Raw genomic sequence first — 26762 nt, 5'->3', positions numbered from 1 at the left:
GATAACGTTTTATTTGCGAACTTCGTAAAATAATCTTGTTTTATAGTATTTGCGAACTTCGGGAATATCACAATTTGTGACGGTTTTGTGTAAGACAGACTAAATCAGTCATCAATTTGATCAAGAGGACTTTTGATACGTCTGACATCTTTTATACTTACATGTGTGTAACGTTCGGTGGTCCGAGTACTTCGATGACCCAGCAGTTCTTGGATGTAGCGAATATCGATACCTCCTTCTAGTAGATGAGTGGCAAATGAATGTCGCAACGAGTGTACACTAACTTTTTTTGTTACTCCTGACGAAACTAAAGCTTGTTCAAAGATTTTTTGCACCGAGCGTTCCGTCAGATGCTTCTCCTTGTCTTGTCCTGGAAACATCCATATTTCGGGTTTTTCTTGCTGATGGTAGCGGAGAAACACTTCTAAAGCTGTATCGGATAGAAGGGTAAGCCGATCTTTTCGTCCTTTACCTTGACGAATATGTAGGGTTTTACGTTCTTGATCAAAATCCTGCAATCGTAAACGTACGACCTCACTCACTCGTAATCCTGAAGAATAAGTTAAATATAAGATGGCTTTATGTTTCAAATTATGGATGGCTTTTAAAATGAGCATAACTTCATTGAGGGATAAAACATTTGGAAGTTTATGCTCCTTTTTGGGTCTAATATATGGTGTAGATTCATTTTGTTTAAGAACCTTCTGAAAATAAAATTTAATCGCACTGATTGCTTGATTTACATAGGAATGAGAGCAATTTTTTTGTAACAAATATAGTGAGTAGTTATGAATTGTTTGATGATTCCAGAACATATCCTGCTCTTTAAAGTAATTGAAAAAACGTTCGACTTGGCCCATATAGGCCTTGACGGTTTTTGAACTATAACCCCTGAGAAGTAATTCATCTTTCAAGCTTTGCCTCATGACAGAATCCCACTGAGATACATTAGATAATGAATCAGAAATATTTCCCTGATCATAGGATTGAAGCAAGTAGCACTCCTCTAACAATTGTGGTTCTACATAAAATTTGCAGTCCTTAAAGGTCATCAATAGCTGATTAATCACTTCCAATGTATAAGGCAGTGACCAGATAGATTCTTCGGGAATCCATCTTCTACCAGGTACATTCTTAATCTTAGCAATGCCATCTTTATAAAAGATGATAAACTTTACGGCCAAAGTCGTTTCATTGCGTTTTGATAAGGATATCTCCATCATGACCCGCCTTTCCATTATATCAATCATTGTAAAATATGGAAATGAAAAAGGAGGCTCACAAAGTCTTTGATAGACTTTGCAACCCCCCGATGCTTTCGGTTCGATTTAAGTTGTAAAAGATAATTTAATAATATCATTGCGGATACTTGTCGTAAAGAGATGTTCATTCTAACCAATTGTTGGATGACAAATAAGTTTAGATTATGGCTTTCTTCGCAACAACGTGAGAGGCGTAAGCTCGACGAACTGCAATGTGGCTGGTCTTTGTTCAGAATTTTTTAATAATTTACTTAAGCGATTTGATGCAACGCTAGTGTCTTTCTGTTGATATCATAAGGTATTGAGAAAGCTTTGTGCAACACTCAAGCCACTCCTTAACTGACTTTTATTTGGAAAGCTCACCAAAGCGTGAAATAACAGCTAGAGCCGGGTCAATCGGGACAGTAGCTCGCTGTACATTTACCGGAATATGGATGGAAGGTGTTTGGCGGACGGATCGTCCTGCGAATTGAGGAAGCCAGGCACGCTGCGCTTCGAGCATTTCCGAAACCATCTCCCTTATCTCGTTCAATGTCAGCACAGCCGATGTCAGCGGATCAAGGGCACAAGCCTGAACGAGCGTTTCCGGATCACCGGATTTGGCTGCCAGCACCGCTAACCGCTGGACGTTAATATTGGTCAAATTTAATGCTGCACATTGTGGTGGCAAATCGCCTATAACGACACGGTTTAACCCATTACGGTCAGCAAAAATCGGGCCCTCGGCGCAGCAATCCGCAGGCAGATTTGTAATCATTCCATTATTTCGCAAATTTCCGTTGAATTTAAATGGTTTACCCGTTTCCAGAGCTTCAATGATATAGGCACAGTATTCCACGCTGCGCGGCGGAAGATCGTAGGATTCACCTGCTAATATATCCTGCTCGCCATACTTGCTGTATACGTATTTACACCAGTTGTAGTAGGCACCGGATTCGCCGCCGAATGCCGGTTCGTCGCAGTATATCTCCAGTGCCTTGGCATTTTTACGGAACCAGGGCACATATTCGGATAGATGCCCCGTCGATTCGGTCATAAAATAATTAAAATGACGGAATACCTCGCCCCTCACCTTTTCATTGACATAAAATTCTGGCTGCTCAAACCGCTCTCGCAGGATCGGGTACAAATCATAGCCACGGTGTTCAATTTTCGTGAACCAGCCCATATGATTAATACCTGCACATAAGAAATCAATCTCTTCCTTAGGTACACCCACGTAACCGGATATTAAATCCAAAGTCGTTTGTACGCCGTGGCACAGCCCCACGAATTTGACCTTCGTCTCACCCAGCGCCCAGCATACCATTGCCATCGGATTCACGTAATTCAGCAGTGTTGCCTGTGGACACAGCTCTTCCATCTCACGTGCGACTTCGAGTATAACCGGTATGCTGCGCATGGCCCGAAATATGCCTCCCGGCCCCAACGTATCCCCGATACATTGATCCACACCGTATCGAAGAGGTATCGTATAATCCGTTTCGTATACATCCAAGCCTCCGATTTGAAATGAACAAATCACGTAATGGGCATCAGCAAGCGCTTCGCGACGATCTGTCGTAATGACAATTTTTGATTTCAAGCCGTTTTCCTTGATCACGCGGTTTGCGAACGCTTCCACTTGTGACGTTTTGCCAGTGGAAGGCGCCATCAAATAAAAGGTTGTTTCCTCCAGTGCTTCTGTCGCCATCATATCCAGAATTAATGTTTTGCAGAAAACGATGCTTCCTGCACCGATTATTGCGATTTTTCTCATTCGGATTTCCTCCCCGGTGGTTGTACATTTTGGTTACCAATTAAAGCTGCCCGGCTTATTTTCGAATCCGGCTTGAGCCTGTATATTTAACTGATGCGGTGTCATGCTCTGCGGATTGAAGGGCTGTCCTTGTACGTTATGAAAATCAGCCAGAGACACACTCGTAATGCCGCGCGGCATCAGTTCTATCGTTAAATCATACTCATTATTGAGTCGTAATGTAACACCTTTCCAGACAAAATCATTACCATTGTCGATCATGATATTCGTACTGGAGAAGGTAAGAGCCGCCTGCAAGTCTGTATGGTGGATGCTTCGCTGGTTAGGCAAGTAACTGCAGGCGTTCAGCACCGACAGCAATAGCAGCAGGACAAGCAGGCTGGCTATATGTCTCATCACAGGAAGAAGACGGCCCTGTTTATCGGATTTCGTTGAGGATATTCGTATAAAGAAGGATGATCCATATCCAGCTCTCCGGTTACTCATAAGCTTCCCCCTTCCTGCGGTTTCTTCGCATTTTATTTACGGTACGTCAGGCTGGCATCAAACCAAAATTCAGGTGTCTGCGGATGACTTCCATGCACCTCGATGGCGAGCGTATTCAAGCCTTTTACAATCACATCTCTTTGATTCGTAAGTGGATAATCTTCAAATAACCCGCCCTGATGGGGAATGGCCACTGATCGGTAATCAACCAGCCCCTCCCGTATGGAATCTCTGGCAATTTCGATCCCGTTCAAATAAGCGATAAAGCCATCCTCAAATGCAACTCGTAGTATCCAATCCTTCATGTCCGCGGGATCTTCATCGACTATAAAAGTTTTACGAAAATAGTAGGCTGGCGATTGGGCCTGTGCTGGAAGCGTTGTGGCGATGCTTCTGCTTGCCAAGCTTTCCCGGGAGCGTCCGAAGGGCGCACGCGACCAGCCCCACTGCGCATCGGAATAGGCTGCGCTGCGCCAATCCTCGCGTGGCAGCGGACTCTGGGCGACGAGCGGCTGCTCGCCGGTCAGGTCGAGCCCCTGCGGTAGCACGGTGCGCACGTCGGGACCGCCGGCGTGGTACCTCCACATCGCGCCGATACTAATCGACGCGCGCTCTTGCACAGCAGCCGATTGACGCAGTCCGGCTGCATCGAGTGCCAGCCGGTCCGCTGCGCGACCGGCGCTGCCCGCAGCCGCCGCCTCCAGCCGGCTGCCGCTGCCCTGGAGCATGAGCAGCCCGCCTGCGGGGCTGCTCACGCTCCATTCCGCCCACCCTGGGTGGGCGGAGGTGCTGCTGTAACCGGCCTGCGGCCATTCGGTTACAGCAGCCTCCGGCGCGTAAGCCTTCGCGCCGATCAATACGAGCTCGGCGCCGCTAGCCGCGAGCCCGCTCCAAACCTCAGGCTGCATCGGCTCCTTGTTCAGGAGCACGACCCGATGCAGCCGCGGATTATGCTCCGCTGTCTGCTTCAACCAAGCCAGCTGAATGGCTGGCTCCGCCTCCAGACGCTCCGCATTCAGAAACCAGAACCGCGCTTCGCCATAATCAACAAAATAAGCGGTCCTGCCATAACCAGTCAGCTGCTCTTCAGGAATATGAGCAAAACGTACAGCCATATTTGCCTCTGTAGCCGACCCGTCCCAAACCGGGAAGAATGCTCGGGGAGCAGGAACAGCTCCGGAACGTTCCACTTTTCCAGCCAAAGCCGCTGGTCCGGCAAAAAACAAAACATCGCGATGCTGCTTCATTTGTTCGCTTAACGTATCCACATAAGCCGCGCCTTCATCCTGCAAATACGCCATCGTCCACACTGGGCTTTCAGCCGATGGCGTTGATTCAAATCGCCCAGCAACAGGTGGCTTGGACCCCAACAGGGTTCCAAGCAGAATGACAAACAAAAACAGACACAGCAAAGTGATCAGATAGCCGCCTCTTTTATTTATCTTATCCTCAATACGTTCCTCACGGCTCTTCATGTCTGACATCTCCTGACCTGCTCACGCTGCTATTGATATGTAAATTTCGCCTAACTGATGGCAACAATGATTCACGTTACATGTACTTCGTTACATCGGTTTTGAATAGGATCGATCCATTCAGTTCGAATCAAGTCGGCCAACCATAAATTTTGTGATACACAGGCGGCCACAGCAGCACAAGAAGTATCATCATGCCAATCGTAAAGAAAACCGTCCAGAACCGCAGACGCAGCTCAAACCATTTGAGTGTAATGAATAATATTAGCCAGCTTCCCAGCCAGACAGTGAGCGCTATGATTTCCTTGCCACCGTAGGGACCAATACGCAATCCACCTGGCAGCCAAGAGCTTAAACGTATCAGCCATACATTGGCCGCAGCAGGATCAGCCGCACTCCACCAATGGGCAGCTGTCAAAGCAGCCATACCAAGTATAGCCGCCAGCATACCCGCGACGACCTCACCGGAACGAGGCGATGTGCCGCCTCCTTTAGTCACCATGTCATCAAGCTCTCCTTCATCGTGCACCATATCCATTTCATCAGACACCCTTCCATTTGGACAGCACCAACCCAAATACAAATCCGATCAGCAAAGTAAGCCACATCATCGACAGCAGGACACCAACTGCATAACGAACTTCGCGACCACCGTCGCCACTGGAAGCAAACCTACGCAGACATACAGCGGCTGTAATTCCGCAAGGAATCGCCATCAGCGAGACAAACTCTTTATATTCCATGACTACCCAATGGCCAAATGGCAGATGCAGCTTAAACCACTCGGCAGCACCTTCCGGCGACTGATAGCCGATATACAACCAATTACCGATAATGACGGTCAGCAGCACCAGAAGATTAGTGACCAGCAGCCGCCACTCCAGCTTCAATCGTGCTCCCTGCGCGCCACGAACATACATATAGTAGGCATGCCACGTATAGGTAGCGACCAGAAGCGTCATAGAAGCACCTACTCCATGCAGGATACCTGCTATTCGATTAGCACTCGGTCCGCCTAATGCGTTGGCAAGCGGGATAAGTAGAAACAAGACAACTGCAATAAACCCTTGTGCGACCGCCAAGTCCCGGAATTGTGGACCTATTTTCATGCTTCAACGCTCCTATCGCTCAACTGTGAACGAATCAATTTCATTTTGTTGTAAATCATAAGCTTTAAAGGTTGCTTTACTGCCATCAATATCGATAACCATGTAATGATAGCTTGCTTTGGGGCCTACCACGACCTGCTTGGTTTCCTTGCCTCCATTATACAAAGGCGCACCTGCTCCACCAATTGTCAGCTGATAAATCGTGTTGTTAAAATGGTATCCACTGCCGTCAAAGTTTGCGTCCACTTTTCTGCGGTTATAGTTATGCTCATGGCCAACGAGCACAGCCGTTACTTTATATTTATCCAAAATTGACCAAAGTGCATCCCGTTCAGCAGGCTCAGCATCCAGAGAGCTTCCCAGATGGGCGCCTATCGGATAAGCAGGTACATGAAATTGTACGAATATATGTTTATTGCCGCTAGTTTTCAGCTGATTTTCCAGCCACTTCCGCTGCTGCTCATCAATAACATAGTGACCTGCGGCGTTTTTTCGATCAGAGTTTAATGTAATAAATCGGGCATTGCCATAGTCAAATGCATACACCGTCTTTCCATAACCGGGCAGCTGCTCCTTAGGCAGCATCGAAAAAGCTTCTGAAAATATTTTTTCATCATGCTCATGGTTGCCGAGTGCCGGATAGACGGAGGTCATAGGAAAATAATCACCGACTAGCCGTGCCCACGCTCCCAGCTGTTTGCCAACATCAGAGCCTCCAACAACCTGATCTCCAGTAAACATCAGAAATTCGGGTAAAGGTTGTAAACCCTTGATCTTATCCAAAAGACCGCGCAGGGTCACTTCATTAATACCATTAGATGACCCACGGCTGTCACCCATCACGACAAATCGAAATGGCTTTTGCGTGACTTGCGCTGTATCAGGACGAGCTGCTCCCGGAGCTGTCACTTCAGGGCTTCCATTATCTGGTTTCTGAATATTAGAGGCCGGTGTTCCCAAGGAGCACCCTGCCAGCATCATAAATCCGACTAACAGCCACACCCATCGGATAGTTCTGATATAGGTCACCCAGTTTTCATGAGGCTTCGTGTCCATAGCTGCGGCACTTCCTTTCTATACATAACCGCTCGGGTCCAACGTGCTGAATATGGCTTCACTCGATGTCAAAGTCACTTTTATACTAACACATTTTTCTGCACCCTACCAAGAACAAGACTCTCCGGGACTTGGAGATACAACCCTACTACCGCATTCAGCTTACATTCAGCAACTATTCAGTTGATACTCAGCGTGCTTTCACTTCACGTTCAATCTTTTTTGATAAGCTGAAGAAAGTGTGACAATTCAGAGATTGAAGCTCCTTATCCAGTTGTAAAAGATTTGTAAAATGTGCTACTTTCGCGATTTTATCCTTACAGCAGTGCTTCAAATGGGTAATAACCATTAACGAAGACCCCACAGAGAAATAGAGAGCAAGACAATCGGATAGGAGTTATAGCCATTAAGAAAGGTGGAGAATGATATGAAACGTTTATTAAAAAAAGCATGTATCCCATTCACACTGTTACTGTCGATCCTGATATCCTCACAAGCGATTCCCGCGACTCCCGCTATTGCCGCAGAGCCTGCTGTTAATGATGATTGGACCCGTTTCCCATTAATCGCCCATGCGCTTGGAGGTATTGATGGGGTCGATTACACCAATAGCCTTGAAGCGTTCCAAACAAATTATGATAAAGGGCAGCGGCTGTTCGAGGTGGATTTCTCGATTACCAAGGACGGTCTGCTTGCCGCCCGTCATGATTGGATGGGCTATCTGGCAACCAAATTCGAGCAGGATATACCTGCTAACAAGCTGGAGGAGCCCCTCACGCTTAAAGAGTTCAAGAGCTACAAAATTCTTGAAAATTACACGCCGCTTTCTTTTGCCGACGTTGCCCGCTTAAGCAAAAAGTATCCGGATGTCTATTTTATTACTGATACCAAGGAAACCGATCCGGAGCTGGTCAAGCAGCAGTTTACAGTGATTCGTGATACAGCCAATCGAATTGATCCGACAATTCTTGACCGTTTTATTCCCGAAATCTATTCTCCAGAAATGTTGGATATAGTTCGTGACATAATCCCTTTCAAACATGTGATTTTCTCGCTGTATTTGACCTCGATGGAGCCAGCTGAAGTCGTTCAATATGTAAAAGAACACGATGTCCACGTGGTTGCTATGCCTGAGGAGAGAGCTACCAAGTCCTTCATCAAGGATTTGAACGATATCGGTGTTGTCACTTATGTCCATTCCTTAAATAAGGTCAAAGATGTGAAAAAGCTGATGCGAATGGGTGTTCATGGGGTCTACACAGATTTCCTTAGCTATAAGGACCTTGGAATTGACGAAGCACCCTTGATTGCCGCGGGTCAGACCGATGCTCAGCAATCCGCTGCAAATCTTACAACGCAGGCCCCTTCCCTTACAACAGCTGCTGCTGATACGGTGACAGGACAGACCACAGCTGCCCCAACAACATGGGAAAAGATAAAGCTGCTGCTGGGACAGCTGTTTAATAGCTAAATATAAGCAAAAGAACCTTCCGATCCACATCACTTCGTGGGGAAGGTTCTTTCGTTTTTGTATGGCATCATTCAATTGCTTCAGTTACAAGGGCTTGTGCAGCGCTGCCCCAAGCTGAGCAAGCAGCCCCATCCCCATTTGAAACATGACCCTATAACCGCTCCGCTGCAATTCCTCACCGCCTTGATTGGTCTGGGAAACTCCGGTTATGAACCCATCGATGGTTAAGTATTCCTGCAGGGCTATCCAGGCCCGTTCCCCGTGAATCAGATAGCTGTCCTCCAGCAGCCCTTCTCTTGCGCCCAATACCATTGCTGCAGCAATTCCAGCCGCCCCCCCGGCTTCCGTACCTGTGGACGAATCGTCAGCAAATACAGTCCATAGGCCATCAGCCTGCTGGAAGGATGCCGCAAATCCAGCTGCACGAGCAAACTCTGCCGTCGCTTGCTTATAGAGGGTACTCGGTTTATTGTCATTCCAAGCCTTCAGCTCGATTAACGTTCTGGCAGCGCCAAGCAAATACCAGGCTAAGGCACGGGCCCAATTCAGGTAGGAGCAGTGATTCTCGGCATCTGCACGCAAATAAATCCCACGCTCCGTAACCAACCGCTCTTTGCGTGACCAAAGCTGCATTAAAGCGAGCTCAGCCAGATCGTCGCGTCCGCGTGCCGCGGCAATAGCTGCTATAGGATAACCTACCGTATAAACGCCTTCACCGGTAATCGTATCGGTTTCACGATCGTATATGGAACCATCTGCTCTTTGATAATCAAGCCAATATGCGATTAGCGAATCGATAACCGGATGATCAGGTTGAATTTTAGCCAATACGGCATAGGGTAATGTCTGTTCAATCACATCAGCAACTATTTTACCGTTCTTCACTCGCGGTCCAGTAGGCTCCTCGATTTCCTTGTTATCGTCCACAAACAGCTTCAAATGCTGCTCGACAGCCAATAAATAGTGAGTATCCTTCGTGAAACGATACATATCGTACAGTCCATCCAGCACACAGCCTTCCATCCATCCCGAGCGGTGGTAGCAGGCCTGAGATTGGAGATGGTATGAGAATAATGCCAAACGATCCGCTGCTGCATGGGCTGGAGCCAGCAGTAAGTGTGGGGAAAATACGGCGCAGTCCTCGCCCTCACCACACAATAACCATGCATCTTCTGTCCCCTTGATCATCCGCAAGCCCACGCCTTCGCGAAATATTCGTTCTCCCCCATCAAGAGTAACAGGGATTTCGAACATTTGCTTGGCATAAGCATATCTGACATCAAACAGACCGAGCCGATCCCCACTTTCATACAAAAAAGCCTCGAGCTCTACTTCCTCTCTGACATTGACCGCAAACGTGATTCGCAAGCCTTGAACGGGCTCCGTTGGCAGTTCGCCTGTAAAGTACAGTACCGTAGATGTGCCTATATGAGCAGGAGCAGGAGCGACTATCACTGCTGCTGCACTTCCCATAGGAAGATGCGAGCCGTAGAATGGACGACTCGGTGCGACGACCGAATCCGCAAATCGGTAATGCTTGTGCCAATCAAGCTGTTGCTGCTGCATTCCGCCCCTCCTCTACGATGATATTCCAGATCCAGACTTCGAGCCTGTCACCACGTATACACGGTCCTCTTCGATTATGGTTTCGTATCTTTTGAGCTTGACCGATGCATCCAGTAAAAATTGTCCTGTCTTGAGATCAAATTCCCAGGCATGCAAGGGACAACGCAATATTTGCTGATCCCTGTCATAGTGATATTCGTAGACCTGGGAAGTCAGATTGGTACCGCCGACCCACCCCTTACATATGCTGACTCCCCGATGAGGACAGACGCTTCGCCAGGCATGGACTTCTCCTTCGACCTCGTACACCCCGATCTCCTGCCCTTCAAGGACGACCAGCTTGCTCCTTGCTTCCCGTAATTCCTGCAGCGTAGCTATATAATGGCGATTCATTTGGCTGCCTCCTTGCCGACAGGCCGCTTCAAACCGAACAGCTGCAGTGCTGTTTCACCCATAACTGGTGCTCTCAAATGCTTCGGAAGACTTAACTCGACCGTTTTGGCCGCGTCAAAATCCCAATGCGGGTAATCCGAGGAATAGAGCAGTGTTTTCTCCGCATGGATCATCTCCAGAATTTGCAGGAAATACTCTTTCTTTTCGGGCTCCTCCAAAGGTTGGGTCGTTAAATAAACCTGATTAACAATGTATTCAGACGGATATTTGGTAAGCCAGGGTACCGAGGAACGCAGCGACTTGTAGTGATTATCCAACGTCCATATCACATTTGGCAGCCAGGATATTCCACCCTCCATACCAATCAGCTTAAAGCCCGGGAATTTCTCAAATACGCCTTCACAAACCAGACTGATCAGATGAGCTATATAGCTGAGACTTAAGCCTGCATGCCATTCCATGTACCTGGTCGGATAACCGGCATTGGTAGGCTCCGGTGCAATCCCTCTCCCCTCGGCAGTAGGGTGAATCGCTATCGGGAGTCCATACTGCTCAGCAGCCTCATAAATCGGATGAAAAATCCGTTGTCCATACAAGGTCCGCGAGGCGCTTGGCATCACGATCTGCACCATATCGGGATGATCGCCCCAGCGATGAATCTCCTTTACTGCGGCTGCAGGGTCGCTATTATTAATGAGGATCGAGCCTTTGAAGCGCGAATCCTCCGGAAGCCAATAGCCAGCTGTCCATTCGTTGTAAGCCGCAGCAACCGCATTGGCATAATCGGGATTATAGTATACCGAAATATTGATCGCATCCGTTGTCAGAATCGCATAATCAATGGAATTTTCATCCAGAAGCTGTTTCTTCATTAAAGCTGGGTCACTTCCCGGTGGCCCGGACTCCGGATAGGCATCCTTCCTGTACGCTCCAATCAGAGAATAATAGTGTGCGGGAATGACTCCCATCGCTTTCCATTCGTTGTGCCACGTTCTGGGCAGAAAGGGAAGCAGCTCGTCACTGCTCTTCAATGCGTGGTGAACATCAATATCGACAATAACTCTCTTACTCATACAGTTATCTCCTTTATCAGGTTTTCTCTCAAGACATCATTAGATACAGGCTGCCATCCTCTACCTTAATCTCATAACCCCGCAGCTTGGCGCTGGAATCAGGTGCCAGATGACGACCATCGGTCAAATCAAATTCCCATCCATGCCAAGGGCAGCGCAGGATTTGGCCTTCATACCCGAATTCATATTCGTACACGTCCTTGGGCAGCGTGGTTCCGTTTATTAACCCTTTGCACACCGGTGCAGCAGCATGAGGACACAGATTGCGCCACGCATAGAAACGGCCACTCACATAGAAAATCCCGATCTCTATATTTTTGATGACGACGATTTTTTTACCTAGTGCCATAACTTCTTCCTCAGAAGCTGCAAAATATGGATTCAAGACTCATGCACCTCCTCCACTTCAACAGATAGAGCAGGTAATCGATATAACTCCTGCGCGGTTTCCCCCATCACACGCCTTTTCATTTCCCGTGGCATCGGCGGCAGCGCCATCATCGGGTTATCAAAATCCCAATGCGGATAGTCTGTTGAAAACATCACCCGTTTATCGGCTCCGATCATTTGGAAAATTTGCAGCAGCTCCTTGGGATCATCCGGCTCTTCAATTGGTTGACTGGTCAAATAAATATGCTCACGAATATATTCCGAAGGGCGACGCTTCAACCAAGGCACGGTGGATCGAAGCGCCTTGAAATTCTTATCCATCCGCCACATCAGGTGAGGCAGCCAGGATATGCCGCCCTCAATGGCAACAAATTTCAATTGCGGGAATTTTTCAAATACACCCTCGCAAACCAGACTATTCACATGCGCCATATAACCAGTAGGTAAAATGTTGTGCCACTCAAAGTAACGTGTCGGATATCCCGAGTTCGTCGGGGACGGGGATATCCCTCGTCCTTCACCACCCGGGTGAATGGCTACAGGAAGCCCATTGCGTTCTGCCGCTTCATAAATCGGATGAAAAAAACGCTGACCGAGCAGCATCCGTGATGCACTCGTCATTACCACCTGCACCATATTCGGGTTAGAAGCCATTCGGTCAATTTCCCTGGCAGCAGCAATCGGGTCTGTATTATTGATCAGAATCGAGCCGCGAAACTTCGGTGAAGCCTTAAGCCACAGCTCGGACATCCAATCATTCCAGGCGGAGGCAACCACGTTGGCATAATCCGGGTCCGGGTATAAGGAAATTTCAATCCCGGAATTCAGGATCGCATAGTCGATATGATACTGTTCAAGCAGGTGCTTCAGCATAAATTCCGGGTCACTTCCCTGTCCGCCACCATTCTCCGGGACCGCGTCCTTCATGGCTCCGCCGACTGCTGAATAATAGACCCGAGCCGCTCCAATCCCCATCTCCAGCCATTGCTCGTGCCACACCCGTGGGAGAAATGGCAGCAGCTCATTTAAGTTCTTCATTCCATTGTGTACATCGGCATCGACGATCAATGATTTATTCCCCATTATGAGTCCCATCCTTTATCAGAGTTGTTTAGCTTCTAACATTACGTCCTTGCATTTCCTTATTCCTTCACGCTGCCAAGCACAATCCCTTTCATAAAAAAACGCTGGATGAACGGATAGACTAACAAAATCGGCAGTGCTCCGAGGAAAATTTGCGCAGACTTCGCAGTCCGATCTGATACCTCAGCCAGCATCTCCATATCGACACTGCCTGCCAATAACGTATCTACAGCGGTAATAACCGTATACAGATAACTCTGTAAAGGATAATTATGCGGCGAGTTCATAAAGATAATGCCATCAAACCAGGCATTCCACTGTCCAACAATGGAAAATAGCAGCAGGGTCGCCAGAGACGGCGTTGACAGCGGCACAAATATTCGCCACAGTACTGTCCAATGACCGGCGCCATCCATAAATGCTGCTTCCTCCAGCTCTTTGGGGAGTCCGCGAAAGAAGTTAAGTAAAATCAGAATATTGAACACAGGCAGTGCATGATGCAGAACCAGCGCCCAAATCGAATCCAGCAGGCCAAGCGCCTTAATCGTCATATATAACGGGATCAAACCACCGTTAAACAGCATGGTGAACACAAAGATCCATGCATATAACGTTCTTCCCTTTAATGCCTTGGCATCCTTCGATAACGGATAGGCAACCAGAATAACAAGCAACATGTTCAAGGTAACACCCAGCGCTACACGCTGCAGCGTTACCACAAGCGAGCGTATGAACTCGGGTTTTTGGACAATAAACGCATAAGCCTTCCATGTAAATTCGACCGGCCACAGCTTGACAAAGCCTGCTGCCGCAGCAGAGCTGGAGCTGAGCGAAATCGCAAATACGTTAATCAACGGTAAAATACATAAGAGCGACAAGCCGACCAGCAGCACATAATTCGAGATAATAAACAGCCTGCGGGACCACGACGGATGCTCGACCATTACGCTTTCCTCCCTTCCCTAGAAAATTCTGTAGTTAGCGAAACGATAAGCCATCAAATAAGACGTAGACAGCAGAATAAAGGAAACCACTGATTTAAACAGCCCAATGGCCGTTGCCACACCATATTGCGCATCAACGATTCCGATTCGATAAACAAATGTATCGATAATGTCCCCGCTTTCATAAACAACCGGACTGTACAAATTAAACACCTGCTCAAATCCGGCATTCAACACGTTTCCTATACTAAGCGTGACCATTAACACAATAATCGGAGCCATGCCGGGTAAAGTCACATGCCAGGTTTGCTTCCATCGATTAGCGCCGTCAATGACAGCTGCCTCATACAACGATGGGTTAATGCTCGTGATGGCCGCCAAATAAATAATCGAGCTGAAGCCAAATTCCTTCCATTCATTGGACAATACCAGTGTAAAAGGAAACCAGTGATTATCCGCCATAAAAAAAATCGGCTCTATACCCAGCCACTGCAGGCCTTGATTCACAATCCCGGAAGAAGGCGACAGGATGTCCACCAGAACCCCGCTCAAGATAACCCACGATAAAAAATGCGGCAAATACACGAGGGTTTGCACCATCCGCTTCACAAATTCCCGCCGCATTTCATTCAATAACACGGCCACAGTCAATGGAGCTATCAACCCCGCAATAATTTTCATTACCGCGATATAGATTGTATTCCAGATAACCTGATAAAAGCTCGGGAGCTTAATGACATACACAAAATTATCGAAGCCGATTAAAGGTGAACCCATAATACCCTTGGCCGGGTTAAATTTCTGAAAGGCAATAATAATGCCCAGCATAGGGCCGTAGCTGAAGATGAGTACGAGCAATAAACCCGGAATAATCATCAAATGCAGAGGAAGCTGCAGCCTCCATTTCGTATTCATTTTCATTCAACTCCCTTATGCCTCAAGACTTGATTTCGAAGGAAAGGGGCCGGGCACAGCCTCCCCGTAAGCCCACTTGTATTATTTATTTTTGCTGTAATACTCGTTAACTTCCTTTTCAATCGCATCGCCGCCAAGGCTTTTCCATTCCTTGACGAATTTATCAAAATCGCTGATCGGTGCGGCACCCATAATAATTTTGGTCACCATTTCGTTCTGAATCTTTTGGAGCGTTGCATCCTTCTCCACCATCGTGGCTGTAGGGGCGCCGGTGAAGGCATTGAACTGATAATTTTTATTTTTCAAATAGTTCGCGATAACACCGAATGATCCCTCAGGACCAAAGGTCCGCTCCGAGAACCACAGGCTGTCGTCACCCTTTCGGAAGCCGGCTACCCGGCTGAAGTGGAGCGATGCCGGAAAGTCGAGCTTGCTTCCATCACCTTTGTTTTTCAGCTCCTCTACCACCTTCAAATGTGCATTAATATTCAAGTCTGCCGGGTTAATGAGCACAGGGAAATATTTTCCGGGGTAAATACCGGTTGCTGTATCGATAATAAACGGATTTTTGGAGCCGCTGTAATCGGTCTGGAAGTAGCGTTTATTGTACAGATTCAGTAATTTGATAACGGCTTCAGGATTTTTGCTGCCTTTTTTCACGACAAAGAATGAAGTCGCCGCATCATTAGCCTGTAGAATCACCGGCTTGCTGTCTGAGGCTGTAATCGGAAATGCCTGCCAATCCGCCTTCGGATCATTTTTGCGGTTATCCTTGAAAAAGGTAGTCGCATCCGCCACATAGCCAAATGCTACACCCAGCTTACCTGCTGCCGCATCCTCAGCTACCTTTTTCCAAGGCTTAACGGAAAACTCCTTATCAATCACGCCATCCTTATAGAGCTGTTGCAGCTTTTCCAGAGCTGGCTTCATCTCCGGCTGCACCGAGCCGTATACCAGCTTATCGGAGGCGTCCTTAATCCAAAAGGTCGGGTAGGCATGGTACGCATTGAACAGTCCGATCAGTGAAGCAGGCGTGACCCCGTTATTGGCTTCCTTAAAAATATCCTTGCTCACACCAAGCCCAATCGTATCGGCCTTGCCGTTGCCATCCGGATCGTTTTTGGCAAATGCCGTGGCAATATTCAACACATCGTCCATCGTCTTCGGCTCCGCCAGATTGAGCTTCTTCATCCAATCTGTCCTGATCCAGACCATGCTGGCGGAGGCTACGCCATTGTTCTCAAAAGTCTGCGGAATCCCCATTAGCTTGCCGTTCACGGTAACCGACTTCAATGCAGCACCGCCATCCTTAAGCAGCGCTTCCTTGGTAATCGGGGTTGCGTATTTATCGTAAAGCGTGGTCAGATCCTCCACCAAATTGGAATCGATCAAACGCTGCATGACCACCCGGTCAACTGCCATAAAATCGGGCAGCTCTCCTGATGCGAGTGTAACGTTCAGCTTTTGTGAAAATTGGGAGGCATCGACAACCCACAGGTTTTTGATTTTAATGCCCAGATCATTTTCCATAATGGGGGTCCAAATGTTTTTATCCAGCGACTCACCCTCGGCAAATTTGAAGCTCGCATCTATCGCGCGAACCGTAGACAACTCTATCGTCGGACTGTATTTACCCATCGGATCTGCAGGCTTGTTATCCACTGCTGCTGCAGGTGGTGTAGAGCTTGGTGGTGTCGTATTCGGCGCTGCCGCCTCTTTGGTTGCGGTACAGGCGCTCAGCAGCAGTGGAATTGATAGCGCTGTCATAACGAGTGAATTGCGTTGTATTCTCTTCATGAACGTTCCCCCTTGATATTTATTCTTACTATCCTGATTGTAAAACGAACCCGCCTCGAAGCATACGGGACTTTCTTATGATCGTTATCTTATTTTATCCAATTCGTGGATTAGACAAGAATGATGATATCCTCACAGCAAATGGATATGAAAAAGGAAACTGCTTCGTAAGCCAGCTTCCCATTCCATCATAATTCCCGATACTCAAGCGGCGTGCTGTTCGTGATCTTTTTAAATAAACGTGTAAAATACGGTGCAGAGTCGAAACCAACTTCAGCTGCAATCTCGTGGATTTTGAGGTTCGTGCTTTTCAATAAGTGCTTGGCACGCGTTATTCTGACCTCTGTAATGTAATCCAGCAGATTGACCCCTGTAAGCTGCTTGTACAGACGGGATAAATAAGGAGGACTCAGGTACACGACCTCGGATAAACGGGTTAACGACAGCTCTTCATGGATATAATCGTGCACGTATTGATGAATGAGCCGAATCATATCGGTCGTTTTTTCTTCCTGAACATGACTGTTATGCTCCGTTATCGTTTCTCCCAGTCGACAAAAATAGCTCAGTGCCGTCTGCCAGGAGCGATGGTTTTCCAGCTGGATGTAAGTGTCCAGCTGCAGCTGTGGACCGATCCTGTCCGTCAGATTGCGTCGGTTCAGATAGGAAAGAAAAAAAGTCGATAAATGGCTGAATATTTCCAAAGTCAAATAGGTAATCTTCTGCTCCGTGAAAGCCTGCTCGTCAAACCGGGTTATGTCCTCATACAGCTGTACAAATTGGGACTTATCTCCATTATCGAGATGCGGTTCAAGCAGATCCAGCTTCCGCAGCTGATTGCGGAATTCGGTCTCAGCGAAGAAAGCACGACTGGACCGCTCTCCGCCTGTCTCGGATGAACCCGACTCGGTAATCAACATTTCCTGGCTTCTTATCCAGCCGCTGCTTAACAGCAGCTTCAGTGAATCGATCTGCCGGGCCGCCTCTTCCCATGTGCATGATCCAGAGCTCATAATCAACGAGATGGGCAGCTTCAGCAGCTTGCTGCACGCTTCCTGGATAGACTCCGAGGTTCCTCTAACGAATCGGCCAAGCCTTTCCCATTCTTCAGGTGAAGCCGAAGAGGACTGTCCATCACTGCTGCTCTTGGGCTGTATCATCCATACAAACCGGAATTTATCATAAGGGATGAAAAGGAATTCAAATTGGTCAGCCAGTAACTCCTTGACAATGTTCTGAATCGAATAGAGCATCAACGATTTGTCCGATAGCGAAGCATACTCTCTCCAATCATCCACACGGCCCAAGGCCACGAATACTGGCTGCTCGGCATCCAATCCGATCTGAAGCTCAGCAAACCTTCTTGCTCGGACAGCCACCGTGTCTCCCTCACCACGAAGCAGCTCCAACAAATAATCGCGCCGCAAGGCAGGGAGTGCCTGCTGAAGCTGCTGTTTGGCCTTAAGCGAGATATCACCCTCCATCAGCTCGGTGGTGATTTCCTGGGCTGCCTTTTCTATAGCCTGAAATATCAGTTCATCACCCTCGGTCTTGAGAACGTAATCAGTTCCGCCTTTGCGGATGGCGGTTTGGATGTAATCAAAGTCATTATAGCCCGATAAAAAAATAATTTTGCAGCGTGGCCATTGCTCTCGTACACGGTCCGCAAGCTCCAGACCGTTCATGCCTGGCATTCTGATGTCGGTGAGCAAAATATCCAGGCGCATATCGTTCATTTTATCCATCGCATGAATACCTGAATAGGCTTTGGTCACCGTCAGCTCATACTGCTTCCATTCCTGTATGGCATCGAACAAGTAATCGACAGCTAACGGTTCATCATCGACCAGCATCAAATGCAGCATGTTGTCCCTCCTGTTCCTTGGTCATCTGAATGTTCATAACTATCTGAAGTCCTCCCTGCAGTCCGGTGGACAGCGTAATTCCTGATTGTTCTCCAAATTTCAGCTGAAGCCTGCGGTGCACATTCATAATGCCGCTAACCTCCGCGTTCACCTGCTTCGAGGATAAGCGACTCCGCCAATTTGTGAGTTCTGTTTCCGACATTCCCGCTCCATTGTCTTCAATAATAATCCGCAGTTCATCAGGCCCCGACTCCAGTGATACGGACAGCTTGCCATCCGTAATTGTGTGCTCAAGCCCATAATTATAGGCATTCTCTACCAACGGCTGTAAAATAAGTCGTGGCACTTGAAACGCTAGCAGCGCTTCCGGCAGCTCATCGATGCTCACCTGAACACGGTTGGAAAAGCGGACGTTCTGGATTTCCATATACATCCGAACATGATGCCATTCATCGGCAAGACGAACATCATCCCCCGTCTTCTTCGTAATGTAGCGGAAATAATCGCCCAAATATTTGGTGAATCTTAGACTGTTATCATAATCCTCTGCTTTGGTCATTCTGTACAGTAAATACAAGCTGTTATACAAAAAATGCGGATTGATCTGGGACTGCAGCTGATTAAGCTCGGCCTGCTGCGTTTGCAGCTTCTGCTCATAAACCTCGTAGACAAGCGTATTAAGCTTCGCCGTCATCACATTAAACTGATGATACAAGTAGCTGAATTCATCTCTGCTTTTATGATGCAGGGATACCGACAAATTACCCGATTCCACCTTGCGGAAGGCACGAACCATTTTGGTCAAAGGCTTGTGAATAACCTTATACACCCAGTACGAAACGAAAATAATCAGCACCACGGTGACTATCGACATCAGGATGATGTAGCTCTTATATTTGTTGAGAGGTCCGAGCAGGTCCGCTTCCTGTATATAAACCATCAGTGTCGTATCGGTATCCGGTAAATATTCGTAAGCGGTAATGTAGCTCTGCTTGTTCAGGGTGATCGTCTCGATGCCTTGCGTCCCTTCCGCCTTATTCGCCGCCCAACTGCGAATATTAACCGCTATCGGGTCCAACTCGGGCTGTCCCTGATCGCCTGCAATGATCCAGCTCGTATGCAGCAGCGCTGCCCCGCCCTTGGAGCCGGAAATTTGCCGCAAAAAATGCCGCAATTCTTCTACAGAAACCTCGGTCTCCAGTACAAATAACGGATCACGCTGGGCAGAAACAGGTAAACTCGGATAATATTCACGAAGCAGCAGCCTACCTTCCTTATACAGCAACGGGGAGGTATGGGGAAGCTCGCGTTCAACCTTCAAATGGTTCGTCATTTCTGGGGATAACGCCTCCGACAGCTCGTCCGTGGAAATCACCCGTTGTATCGGAGGAATGTAAACGCTTGCTTTTTTAACGTAAATACCTGAGCTTTTCATCAATTCCAGCTTTTGCTGAAATTGCTTCATCTGCGCCGTGCGTTCATAGAAGGTCAAGCCTTCTGCAATCACACTTAACGAGGTCAGATCATTGTCATTCACATACTCGCGCTGCAGCCTGACCATGCGATCAATTTCCTTATTCAAGGAATTGCTGTAAAAGTGGATTTGCGAAAGCAGCGATTTGGACACCTCATCCCTTACAATTTGAGCACCCAGATCGTTCATCTGAATCGCCAAAGCGTAAACCGGAAGCACAACAATAAAGAACATCGCCAGCAGCTTGGTGAATATCGAAAACCACCATTTTTGCCAGTTTACTTTCATAAATATAGCCTCACCCTCCTGAATGGCTGCACAGCTTTGCGTTCATCGTAGATGAAGCGTAATCACAAGTCAATAAGAACTTAACAAGCGGCACAGTCCAGCTGAATACAACTCACAGCACGAAGAACAGCCACAGAGTAGGTCCTGTGGCTTGTTCCTCGCATCTTTATTTGGTTGTAAATGACCATACATCCGATCGGCTGAAGCCTCCAAATTCATCTCGTGCTATCGCGAACCAGGAATAGCTTTGACCCGGCTGCGTATTCGGATAGGGAACTGTCGCCGCACTTCCGCTCGGAACCTTCGATGCTTTGCCGATCAGCTCATTTGTTCTCGAATAAATACCGATGTAATCGGTTGCCACCTGCTTTTCTATCGGTTTCAGATTCAGCGGCAGCACGAATTCATCCTCGTCCGGCTTGAAAAAGTTGTACTTATTCAAATAGGGCGAATACGTATTGACGAATAGCTTTTTGTTCTGCAAATCGAATTGCAGGAAACGCATGTAGCCCTGACCGCCTTCAGGCCCATTCTGGTAATCGCTTAGCAATTCCAGCACCTTGCGATCCCCTACCTGCTTGATATTATAAGCAACCCCCGGATTATGGCCACCCAGCACCATGAACACATTCGGGTTAGGCTCCACAAGTCGCTCATACACCCAACGCCCTTGACCATAATAAGCCTTGCTCGGCTTCAAGTATTCATGTGTCGCGATGATAGCATTGCGGTCCGCATATTTCTTGAGCACACTATTGGCCCAATCGAACGTTTTTTGATCGATCACCCAACCGAGATAAACGATAACAAAATCGTTGCCCTTGACCGAAACCAGATCGTAATGATCGCGGTTATTGTTCAGATCCCCGCCAAAGGTAGGCTGCTTGATATACCGCTCACGACCAAAATACTTCCAAAACTCCTCATAATTGCCGACATCATAAGCAACATCATGATTACCAGCAACGATACCATAAGGGATACGGGCATCATCAAGGGTTTTCATGCTTTTCGAGGCATTTTCCCATTCGGACTTGCTGTTCCAATTATTCACGATATCCCCTGTGTGCACCATATAGCTGAACTTTTTTTCCTTCCAGTGATCAACGGTCCACTTGGTCATCAGATCATATATTTTGGGAAACGACTCCGAATAGTACTGGGTATCGGTCATCCATAGAAAGGCAAAATCATACTCACCCGCCGACGGAATACGATCCTGCACAAGCACCTCTACCTTGCCGCCGCGCACCATCTGAGCTGGCTTGATTCTCCCTCTTAATGTAAAGTCCTCTGTCCCTCTGTTGGAGTCAATGTCTTCCCATAGCTGCGTATCAAAATTCCATACATACATAGTGACTAGTCGATCCGGCAGCGAATGCCCCGTCCAGACGATATCGGAATCGGTTAACGGATCATTGCCCACCTCAAAGGTAAAACGGTGATACGGAAACTTCTCCTTGTTATCATTCACTAAATACTGACCATCCTTGACGGCAACCAAGGCTCGCTGCTCATCGGTCATCATAGTCTCACCCTGCGGTACCAATTCGAGCGGCGGCTCGCGATCAACGGCATGGGTCAATGCCTCATGCTTGCCTATATCACTCATATCGTAACGCCGAGCTTTGTAAAAGGACACATCCAAAGGATCCTTGGTAGAATCATCCACCTGCACGCTCAGCTTCAGCTCAGCGGTTGAAATCGAAGAACGATCGGCTGGTGCAGGCTGGTTCGGCAGCTCAGGCGTTTCATTCAAAACCTGAAAGTTGACGGCACTACTGCGCTCATTGCCCGCTTTATCCGTCGTACTCACTTCCAGCTTATGTGCACCAACCGGCAGCTCCGTTGTTTGCAGCTCAGCCGGCAGCTCGATCACCTTTCCGTCCAGCTTGGCGACAACAGAAGCAGTACCGGATATCGCATCGTTGGATTTGACATTAACAGCAATTCGATTCTTATAGGTTCTGCCCTCAATAGGTGAAACGATCTCAAGCACCGGAGCAGTATTATCGACTTGAACGATAACCGTTTTGGCTTTTTTGCTCGTTCCCTCCTCTGCGATTAATTCCACCTTATGATTGGTTTCAGGCAGTTCCAGCGTATCCCACAAATAATAAACACTGCGATACTTATCATCTTTGATCACATAATTAAATTCCTTTTGGAACGTGCTTGGATCCTGCGCCGCACCTGGAGCAGATCCGACTGTATACACAGTAGCTGTCTTATAATTCGGATCATCCAGAACCGTTCCGTCCCCAAGCTCGAACTTCAGTGCGCGGAATTTCCACACATCGTGCTCGCCTTCCTTGTCATCAGGTGTTTTTTTGCTGCCAGCACGCAGCGTTATTTTATTATTTCCCTGCTGCAGCAGCTCCGCATTGATGGGAACGGTCAATTTGGTAAAACCCGCGATATTTTTATCAAAGGTATAGGCAAGCTTGTCGTTCACCCATATCGAATTTTTGTATCCGTCACCTGACTTCATCCCATCAGCTTCAAAGGTGAGCATAGCTTTTTGCTGCATAACCGGTTTGGCTATCACCTTCGCATCATCAATAAGTAGGCTCAGCTTGGTCTCCGGCTTGCTCCCTGACGCTATGATCCCTTTACTCCCTCTAACGATATCTCCATTATCCAGCGAAAGGGTAAGACTCGTATCGTTCGCCGATACCTGCGGAATACCTATCTGAAGGAAGCCATCTATCGCGAGCCAACGAATTATCCACAGTAATCCGATCAGAGCGAGCGCGGTGAACAGGACCAGCACAGTTTTTTGCATGCCATTAAACCGCGGTTGATTCTCCATGATGAAACCTCCCTCTGTTAGCACAATCCATGATGGATTTTATTGTATCCCAACTTTCCGGCAAATGATAGACAAACAACCCACGCTACAAACTACAGCGCGGGCTGCTGCTTGATGTTATTCCCACTGTTCCGTTTGAATATGCCGATTATTTGACACTAACATCAAAGGAGGCTGTTTGGCTGCTTGGTGCCACAATGTTAATTTTAAAGCTGGATACGTCTCCGGCAGCACCTGTATATTGAACTTTACCCATGTTATCTATAGTAACAGCACTTGGCTTGCTGCCTTCTACGTTGCTTATAAAGAAACTCAACTTCAGTACTTCATTACCGTTCGTTCCTGTATTTCCGATTTTAAACAAATCGTTACGCGATACAGCCGCCTCCTCGCTCAAAGCCCCAGGTGCACGCTCTGCTACAAATTCACCTGCGTATTGATCGGTAACCGTTATTTTCTCTGCCAGCTTTGAATCCCAAATATACAGCCCTGCCTGAAGCTCCGCCAAGGCAACCTCCTTGCCCGTTTTGTTCAGCACGATGCTGCCTACAACCGGACCTTCATTCTTGGAAGTTACATCGATCTTCGAATTGGCAATTTCATTCCGGCCATTGTTATACAGAATGCTGAGCTGGGCTGTTCCCGCCTTGCCTCCGGCAACGAACCGACTGCCATTCAGATCAGTAGATTTGCTAGCTGCATCCGCTACCTGGTTGTTGCTGGACGTAACGGAAACAACGGAAGAAGGCACCTTGACGATTTCGCTATCGTTCAGCTTTGCTCTAATTTTGACCTCCTTGGCAAACCCGCGGTAGTTGTCATAGACGGTACTTGCTCCTGCCGCCCCTGTTCCTGTGCTCAAATAGTCATCGGTCGCCAATAAAGTGTTGTTTGAATGGTCCAGATAAGCCTCGTAGGTCAGCTTATTCGCAGAATCGTTAGGATCAATAACACTCAATGTCGTTGAAACCGAATCAATTTCTGCATAGTTCACCCCATTCACGGCAATGCCGCCATTCGTGTCCGCCTTCAACAAGGAAGCCTTGAACAAATAATTTGCAGCCTTTGCACCAGTTCCAGTGTAGAAGTTAAACGATTTGTCAAACACGGAATCGACACTCATATCGGACGAATCATGAGCCAGCTTAAAGTCCAGGTATACCTCCTGCCCCAAAGTCATCGGCTGCAAAATATATTTTCGCGGCGATGCGCTGTTAGCCTGATCCGTCCGCTGTGTGCTTGCAAGACTGGTAACACCGAGCGTTGCGGCATCGCCTGAATTGGCTTTCAAGGAGTAGCGAACTACATATTGATTAGCAGCATCGTACTTGAGCTCGCCGCCAAATTGGTCATACACCTTGATTTTCAATTCATTATTAGTGCCAGCTGTCATGTATTTGGCTGGAGTAATGGCAAAACGGATGTCGTCGGCCTTGCGTTCATCGTTGCCGTTAAGTGTCAGTTGGGCTCTCACATCCGGACTGTCCTTGAGCTGGATAGTAATCGTTGAATTATCTTTGTTAATCACACCTGTAATTGCGATCATACCCTTATGCGAGCCATTATTGGATATAGGATCAGCAGCCAGTGTTACACCGCCGTTGGAGAAAATATTGAATTTGGCCCGTTGATCATAAATTTCCTGTGGCGTCAGCTGATTACCCTCGGAATCCTTCACTATAATCGGCACATAAAACTTCGCATCGGTCACTTCATCCCCTGTTGGGACATCACCCTTGGACAAGCTGTAATTGTAAGCGCCAAATGCCACACTAGCTGCGGATTGGTTGCCGGATATTTTCACTACCTTCGTATAGGTTTGACCCGACCCATTGGCAATAAGGGAAATGGTAACCTCCTTCGTCTTATCGGATATCGAGCGCAGCTTCAGATCTGCGGCCGTATCCCCGATCACATTGTCAATAAAGGCCAGATTCTCGCCCTCATTACCTTTTTCCAGATCGGAATCATTCGTCAGCACCACAATACCTGCATTCAAATCCGCTTTATTTTCCATACGAATACCATACTGGTCATACGCCTTCACATTCAGATAAGCATAGCCCTTGGAAGCAATCGCAGCCAGCTTGTTGCCGGAATCATTAACAAGCTGCCCGATCTCCAGTCTGGATACAGTGCTTTTATCACCGATTTGAAATACTTTATTGCCCTGTATACTCGTTGACTCATAGATGACCGTGATGGATACCCCTTCGCCCTTAACCGTACCTTCAGGTAAATCCAGATAAAAGGCTTGCTCCCCGCCAATAACCGTTGTTGTACCTTTGCTGGTATAAATTTTAAAATTGCTCGCCGATAAGGAGGATTGGCCGCCATACTGATTAGCTGCTTTAAAATCAATACGAATCCGTTTACTATTAGGCAGCGTATCACCAGCAGCCATGAAGCTGATGCCTGTGATTTGTTCCGCAGTCGTCGTGAATTGTGCGGTTCTGGCCGACTCCTCCAGATTCGATACGCCATCCAGCGTAACGCCCCATGCTGCCGCGTCCCATTTATTATCCAATGTCAAGGTTGCTGTTGTGTTATCATCATTCCAACTGGTCGTATATCCGCTCGTAACTGGTGATCCATTACGAGTCAGAATCAGCTTGGCTGCCGAGGTATCAGGCAGAGCTCCGTTTAATTGAACGGTGAAGGTATTGAAGTTGCTCGCCTTGAAGGAAATGATCCCAAACTTTCCGTTAAATATCGGCTTATACTGCTGAAACGTTTCATAGGAGGATAACACAAGCAAATCACGCGTTGCCGGTGTCATGCCGCCAAACGTACCGTCCGCATTCGCCTGCAGCAGCTTCAGGCTGATCGCCAAAGCCGCATAGCTTTGAGCCCAGGTGGATACGGTTGGGTCGTTCAAACCAGCTGTTGCTTTCGCCTGATTTTCCATACCCAGTCCGCGAATGAGGAACGCAGCCAGCTGCTCTTTCGTTACTTCACCTGCCGGATTGTATTGACCTGGCGCGAAGCCGTCCGTTATCCCCGCTTTCACGATAGCTTCTATATAAGGTAATGCATAGCCATTGGCCGGATCGCTAGCTTTCACATCCGTAAAGGTGGAGGCTGTCAGCGTGTTGTCTACCTTCAGCTTGAATATCAAAGCGGCTACTTTTGCAAATTGGGCGCGGTTCATTTTGTCTTTCAGGCCAAATGTGCCTTCACTAACACCATCAAAAATTCCCGCACTGATCAACGCATCAAATTTGGCTTTCGTCGCAGCATCCAGATCCTTCAAATCATTGAAGTCCGCTGAGGATTTGGCAGATACGGCACCTCCGACAGCAAGAGCAGAGAACACGACGGACAGAGACACAATAACCGATAAGCTTTTTTTCATACACATTTCCCCCAATAAATTCGATTTTTTAACCAATGGTTTGGTAAAGCCTATGTAATAAGTGCGGCGTTCGTATCTGGATGGTATTCATAAATTTTGATGAACAAACACGCGAGATAATACTTATTACCCATTCTGTGGAAACTGAACATTATTCTGCATTGTTTTTGTATACGCTAATAGCAAGAC

Annotated in this window: 20 protein-coding genes; 1 reads left to right on the top strand and 19 read right to left on the bottom strand. The window is 47.6% G+C overall.

The genetic code is table 11. The features are described from left to right. Nucleotides 1-104: 104 nt before the first annotated feature. From LRL21_RS35440 to LRL21_RS35410, 7 genes are all read right to left on the bottom strand, one after another. Complete coding sequence (locus LRL21_RS35440) at nt 105-1250, bottom strand: tyrosine-type recombinase/integrase (protein WP_240420528.1); 1146 nt, start codon at nt 1248-1250, stop codon at nt 105-107. 358 nt (nt 1251-1608) lie between these two features. Next, a complete protein-coding gene (gene melA, locus LRL21_RS35435; RefSeq protein ID WP_240420527.1) occupies nt 1609-3021 on the bottom strand; it encodes an alpha-galactosidase in 1413 nt (470 codons plus the stop codon). A gap of 33 nt (nt 3022-3054) precedes the next feature. Beyond that, on the bottom strand, nt 3055-3507 hold the full coding sequence (locus LRL21_RS35430) for a hypothetical protein (protein WP_240420526.1): 453 nt from the start codon (nt 3505-3507) through the stop codon (nt 3055-3057). Between the two features lie 32 nt (nt 3508-3539). After that, complete coding sequence (locus tag LRL21_RS35425; RefSeq protein WP_240420525.1) at nt 3540-4982, bottom strand: hypothetical protein; 1443 nt, start codon at nt 4980-4982, stop codon at nt 3540-3542. Between the two features lie 130 nt (nt 4983-5112). Then, on the bottom strand, nt 5113-5520 hold the full coding sequence (locus tag LRL21_RS35420) for a hypothetical protein (protein ID WP_240420524.1): 408 nt from the start codon (nt 5518-5520) through the stop codon (nt 5113-5115). Between the two features lie 4 nt (nt 5521-5524). Then, the gene (locus LRL21_RS35415; protein WP_240420523.1) at nt 5525-6091 is read right to left on the bottom strand and encodes a hypothetical protein; all 567 of its coding nucleotides are present in this window, start codon (nt 6089-6091) and stop codon (nt 5525-5527) included. Between the two features lie 12 nt (nt 6092-6103). Further along, nucleotides 6104-7147 carry a metallophosphoesterase family protein gene (locus LRL21_RS35410; protein WP_240420522.1) on the bottom strand — a complete coding sequence of 348 codons (1044 nt, stop codon included), beginning with the start codon at nt 7145-7147 and terminating at the stop codon, nt 6104-6106. Between the two features lie 427 nt (nt 7148-7574). Between LRL21_RS35410 and LRL21_RS35405 the strand changes: the two genes are divergently transcribed. After that, the gene (locus tag LRL21_RS35405) at nt 7575-8618 is read left to right on the top strand and encodes a phosphatidylinositol-specific phospholipase C/glycerophosphodiester phosphodiesterase family protein (RefSeq protein WP_240420521.1); all 1044 of its coding nucleotides are present in this window, start codon (nt 7575-7577) and stop codon (nt 8616-8618) included. 84 nt (nt 8619-8702) lie between these two features. Here LRL21_RS35405 and LRL21_RS35400 read toward each other — a convergent pair whose 3' ends face one another. The 12 genes from LRL21_RS35400 to LRL21_RS35345 form a co-directional block, all read right to left on the bottom strand. Beyond that, the gene (locus tag LRL21_RS35400) at nt 8703-10184 is read right to left on the bottom strand and encodes a glycoside hydrolase family 88 protein (RefSeq protein ID WP_240420520.1); all 1482 of its coding nucleotides are present in this window, start codon (nt 10182-10184) and stop codon (nt 8703-8705) included. A gap of 12 nt (nt 10185-10196) precedes the next feature. Next, complete coding sequence (locus tag LRL21_RS35395) at nt 10197-10577, bottom strand: Rieske (2Fe-2S) protein (RefSeq protein ID WP_240420519.1); 381 nt, start codon at nt 10575-10577, stop codon at nt 10197-10199. Beyond that, a complete protein-coding gene (locus tag LRL21_RS35390; RefSeq protein WP_240420518.1) occupies nt 10574-11650 on the bottom strand; it encodes an amidohydrolase family protein in 1077 nt (358 codons plus the stop codon). Before LRL21_RS35390 ends, LRL21_RS35395 begins: the two co-directional genes overlap by 4 nt. Nucleotides 11651-11678: 28 nt before the next feature. Then, nucleotides 11679-12035 (bottom strand): Rieske (2Fe-2S) protein, encoded by a 357-nt coding sequence (locus LRL21_RS35385; protein WP_240420517.1) that lies wholly within the window; start codon nt 12033-12035, stop codon nt 11679-11681. Continuing rightward, a complete protein-coding gene (locus LRL21_RS35380) occupies nt 12032-13123 on the bottom strand; it encodes an amidohydrolase family protein (protein WP_240420516.1) in 1092 nt (363 codons plus the stop codon). The genes LRL21_RS35385 and LRL21_RS35380 overlap by 4 nt, the downstream gene beginning before the upstream one ends. A 59-nt stretch (nt 13124-13182) precedes the next feature. Further along, nucleotides 13183-14067 (bottom strand): carbohydrate ABC transporter permease, encoded by an 885-nt coding sequence (locus LRL21_RS35375; protein ID WP_240420515.1) that lies wholly within the window; start codon nt 14065-14067, stop codon nt 13183-13185. An 18-nt stretch (nt 14068-14085) separates the two neighbouring features. After that, entirely contained in the window at nt 14086-14982 is an 897-nt protein-coding gene (locus LRL21_RS35370; protein ID WP_240420514.1) for an ABC transporter permease, read from the bottom strand. 81 nt (nt 14983-15063) lie between these two features. Continuing rightward, the gene (locus tag LRL21_RS35365; RefSeq protein WP_240420513.1) at nt 15064-16779 is read right to left on the bottom strand and encodes an extracellular solute-binding protein; all 1716 of its coding nucleotides are present in this window, start codon (nt 16777-16779) and stop codon (nt 15064-15066) included. A gap of 188 nt (nt 16780-16967) precedes the next feature. Next, the gene (locus LRL21_RS35360) at nt 16968-18644 is read right to left on the bottom strand and encodes a response regulator transcription factor (RefSeq protein ID WP_240420512.1); all 1677 of its coding nucleotides are present in this window, start codon (nt 18642-18644) and stop codon (nt 16968-16970) included. Next, nucleotides 18619-20406, bottom strand: coding sequence for a sensor histidine kinase (locus LRL21_RS35355; protein ID WP_240420511.1), 1788 nt, complete (start codon nt 20404-20406; stop codon nt 18619-18621). Before LRL21_RS35355 ends, LRL21_RS35360 begins: the two co-directional genes overlap by 26 nt. Before the next feature lie 166 nt (nt 20407-20572). After that, nucleotides 20573-23218 (bottom strand): metallophosphoesterase, encoded by a 2646-nt coding sequence (locus LRL21_RS35350; RefSeq protein WP_240420510.1) that lies wholly within the window; start codon nt 23216-23218, stop codon nt 20573-20575. A 148-nt stretch (nt 23219-23366) separates the two neighbouring features. Then, nucleotides 23367-26573, bottom strand: a complete 3207-nt coding sequence (locus LRL21_RS35345; protein WP_240420509.1) for an S-layer homology domain-containing protein — start codon at nt 26571-26573, stop codon at nt 23367-23369. Between the last annotated feature and the right edge of the window lie 189 nt (nt 26574-26762).

The organism is Paenibacillus periandrae, assembly GCF_022458865.1.
GTDB lineage: Bacteria > Bacillota > Bacilli > Paenibacillales > NBRC-103111 > Paenibacillus_S > Paenibacillus_S periandrae.
This window is presented reverse-complemented; position numbering and strand designations above follow the sequence as displayed.

Bases quoted from the DNA above. Each gene is read 5' to 3' on its own strand.
- LRL21_RS35440 (WP_240420528.1), bottom strand. From the start codon at position 1,250: ATGATTGATATAATGGAAAGGCGGGTCATGATGGAGATATCCTTATCA.
- melA (WP_240420527.1), bottom strand. From the start codon at position 3,021: ATGAGAAAAATCGCAATAATCGGTGCAGGAAGCATCGTTTTCTGCAAA.
- LRL21_RS35430 (WP_240420526.1), bottom strand. From the start codon at position 3,507: ATGAGTAACCGGAGAGCTGGATATGGATCATCCTTCTTTATACGAATA.
- LRL21_RS35425 (WP_240420525.1), bottom strand. From the start codon at position 4,982: ATGAAGAGCCGTGAGGAACGTATTGAGGATAAGATAAATAAAAGAGGC.
- LRL21_RS35420 (WP_240420524.1), bottom strand. From the start codon at position 5,520: ATGGATATGGTGCACGATGAAGGAGAGCTTGATGACATGGTGACTAAA.
- LRL21_RS35415 (WP_240420523.1), bottom strand. From the start codon at position 6,091: ATGAAAATAGGTCCACAATTCCGGGACTTGGCGGTCGCACAAGGGTTT.
- LRL21_RS35410 (WP_240420522.1), bottom strand. From the start codon at position 7,147: ATGGACACGAAGCCTCATGAAAACTGGGTGACCTATATCAGAACTATC.
- LRL21_RS35405 (WP_240420521.1), top strand. From the start codon at position 7,575: ATGAAACGTTTATTAAAAAAAGCATGTATCCCATTCACACTGTTACTG.
- LRL21_RS35400 (WP_240420520.1), bottom strand. From the start codon at position 10,184: ATGCAGCAGCAACAGCTTGATTGGCACAAGCATTACCGATTTGCGGAT.
- LRL21_RS35395 (WP_240420519.1), bottom strand. From the start codon at position 10,577: ATGAATCGCCATTATATAGCTACGCTGCAGGAATTACGGGAAGCAAGG.
- LRL21_RS35390 (WP_240420518.1), bottom strand. From the start codon at position 11,650: ATGAGTAAGAGAGTTATTGTCGATATTGATGTTCACCACGCATTGAAG.
- LRL21_RS35380 (WP_240420516.1), bottom strand. From the start codon at position 13,123: ATGGGGAATAAATCATTGATCGTCGATGCCGATGTACACAATGGAATG.
- LRL21_RS35375 (WP_240420515.1), bottom strand. From the start codon at position 14,067: ATGGTCGAGCATCCGTCGTGGTCCCGCAGGCTGTTTATTATCTCGAAT.
- LRL21_RS35370 (WP_240420514.1), bottom strand. From the start codon at position 14,982: ATGAATACGAAATGGAGGCTGCAGCTTCCTCTGCATTTGATGATTATT.
- LRL21_RS35365 (WP_240420513.1), bottom strand. From the start codon at position 16,779: ATGAAGAGAATACAACGCAATTCACTCGTTATGACAGCGCTATCAATT.
- LRL21_RS35360 (WP_240420512.1), bottom strand. From the start codon at position 18,644: ATGCTGCATTTGATGCTGGTCGATGATGAACCGTTAGCTGTCGATTAC.
- LRL21_RS35355 (WP_240420511.1), bottom strand. From the start codon at position 20,406: ATGAAAGTAAACTGGCAAAAATGGTGGTTTTCGATATTCACCAAGCTG.
- LRL21_RS35350 (WP_240420510.1), bottom strand. From the start codon at position 23,218: ATGGAGAATCAACCGCGGTTTAATGGCATGCAAAAAACTGTGCTGGTC.
- LRL21_RS35345 (WP_240420509.1), bottom strand. From the start codon at position 26,573: ATGAAAAAAAGCTTATCGGTTATTGTGTCTCTGTCCGTCGTGTTCTCT.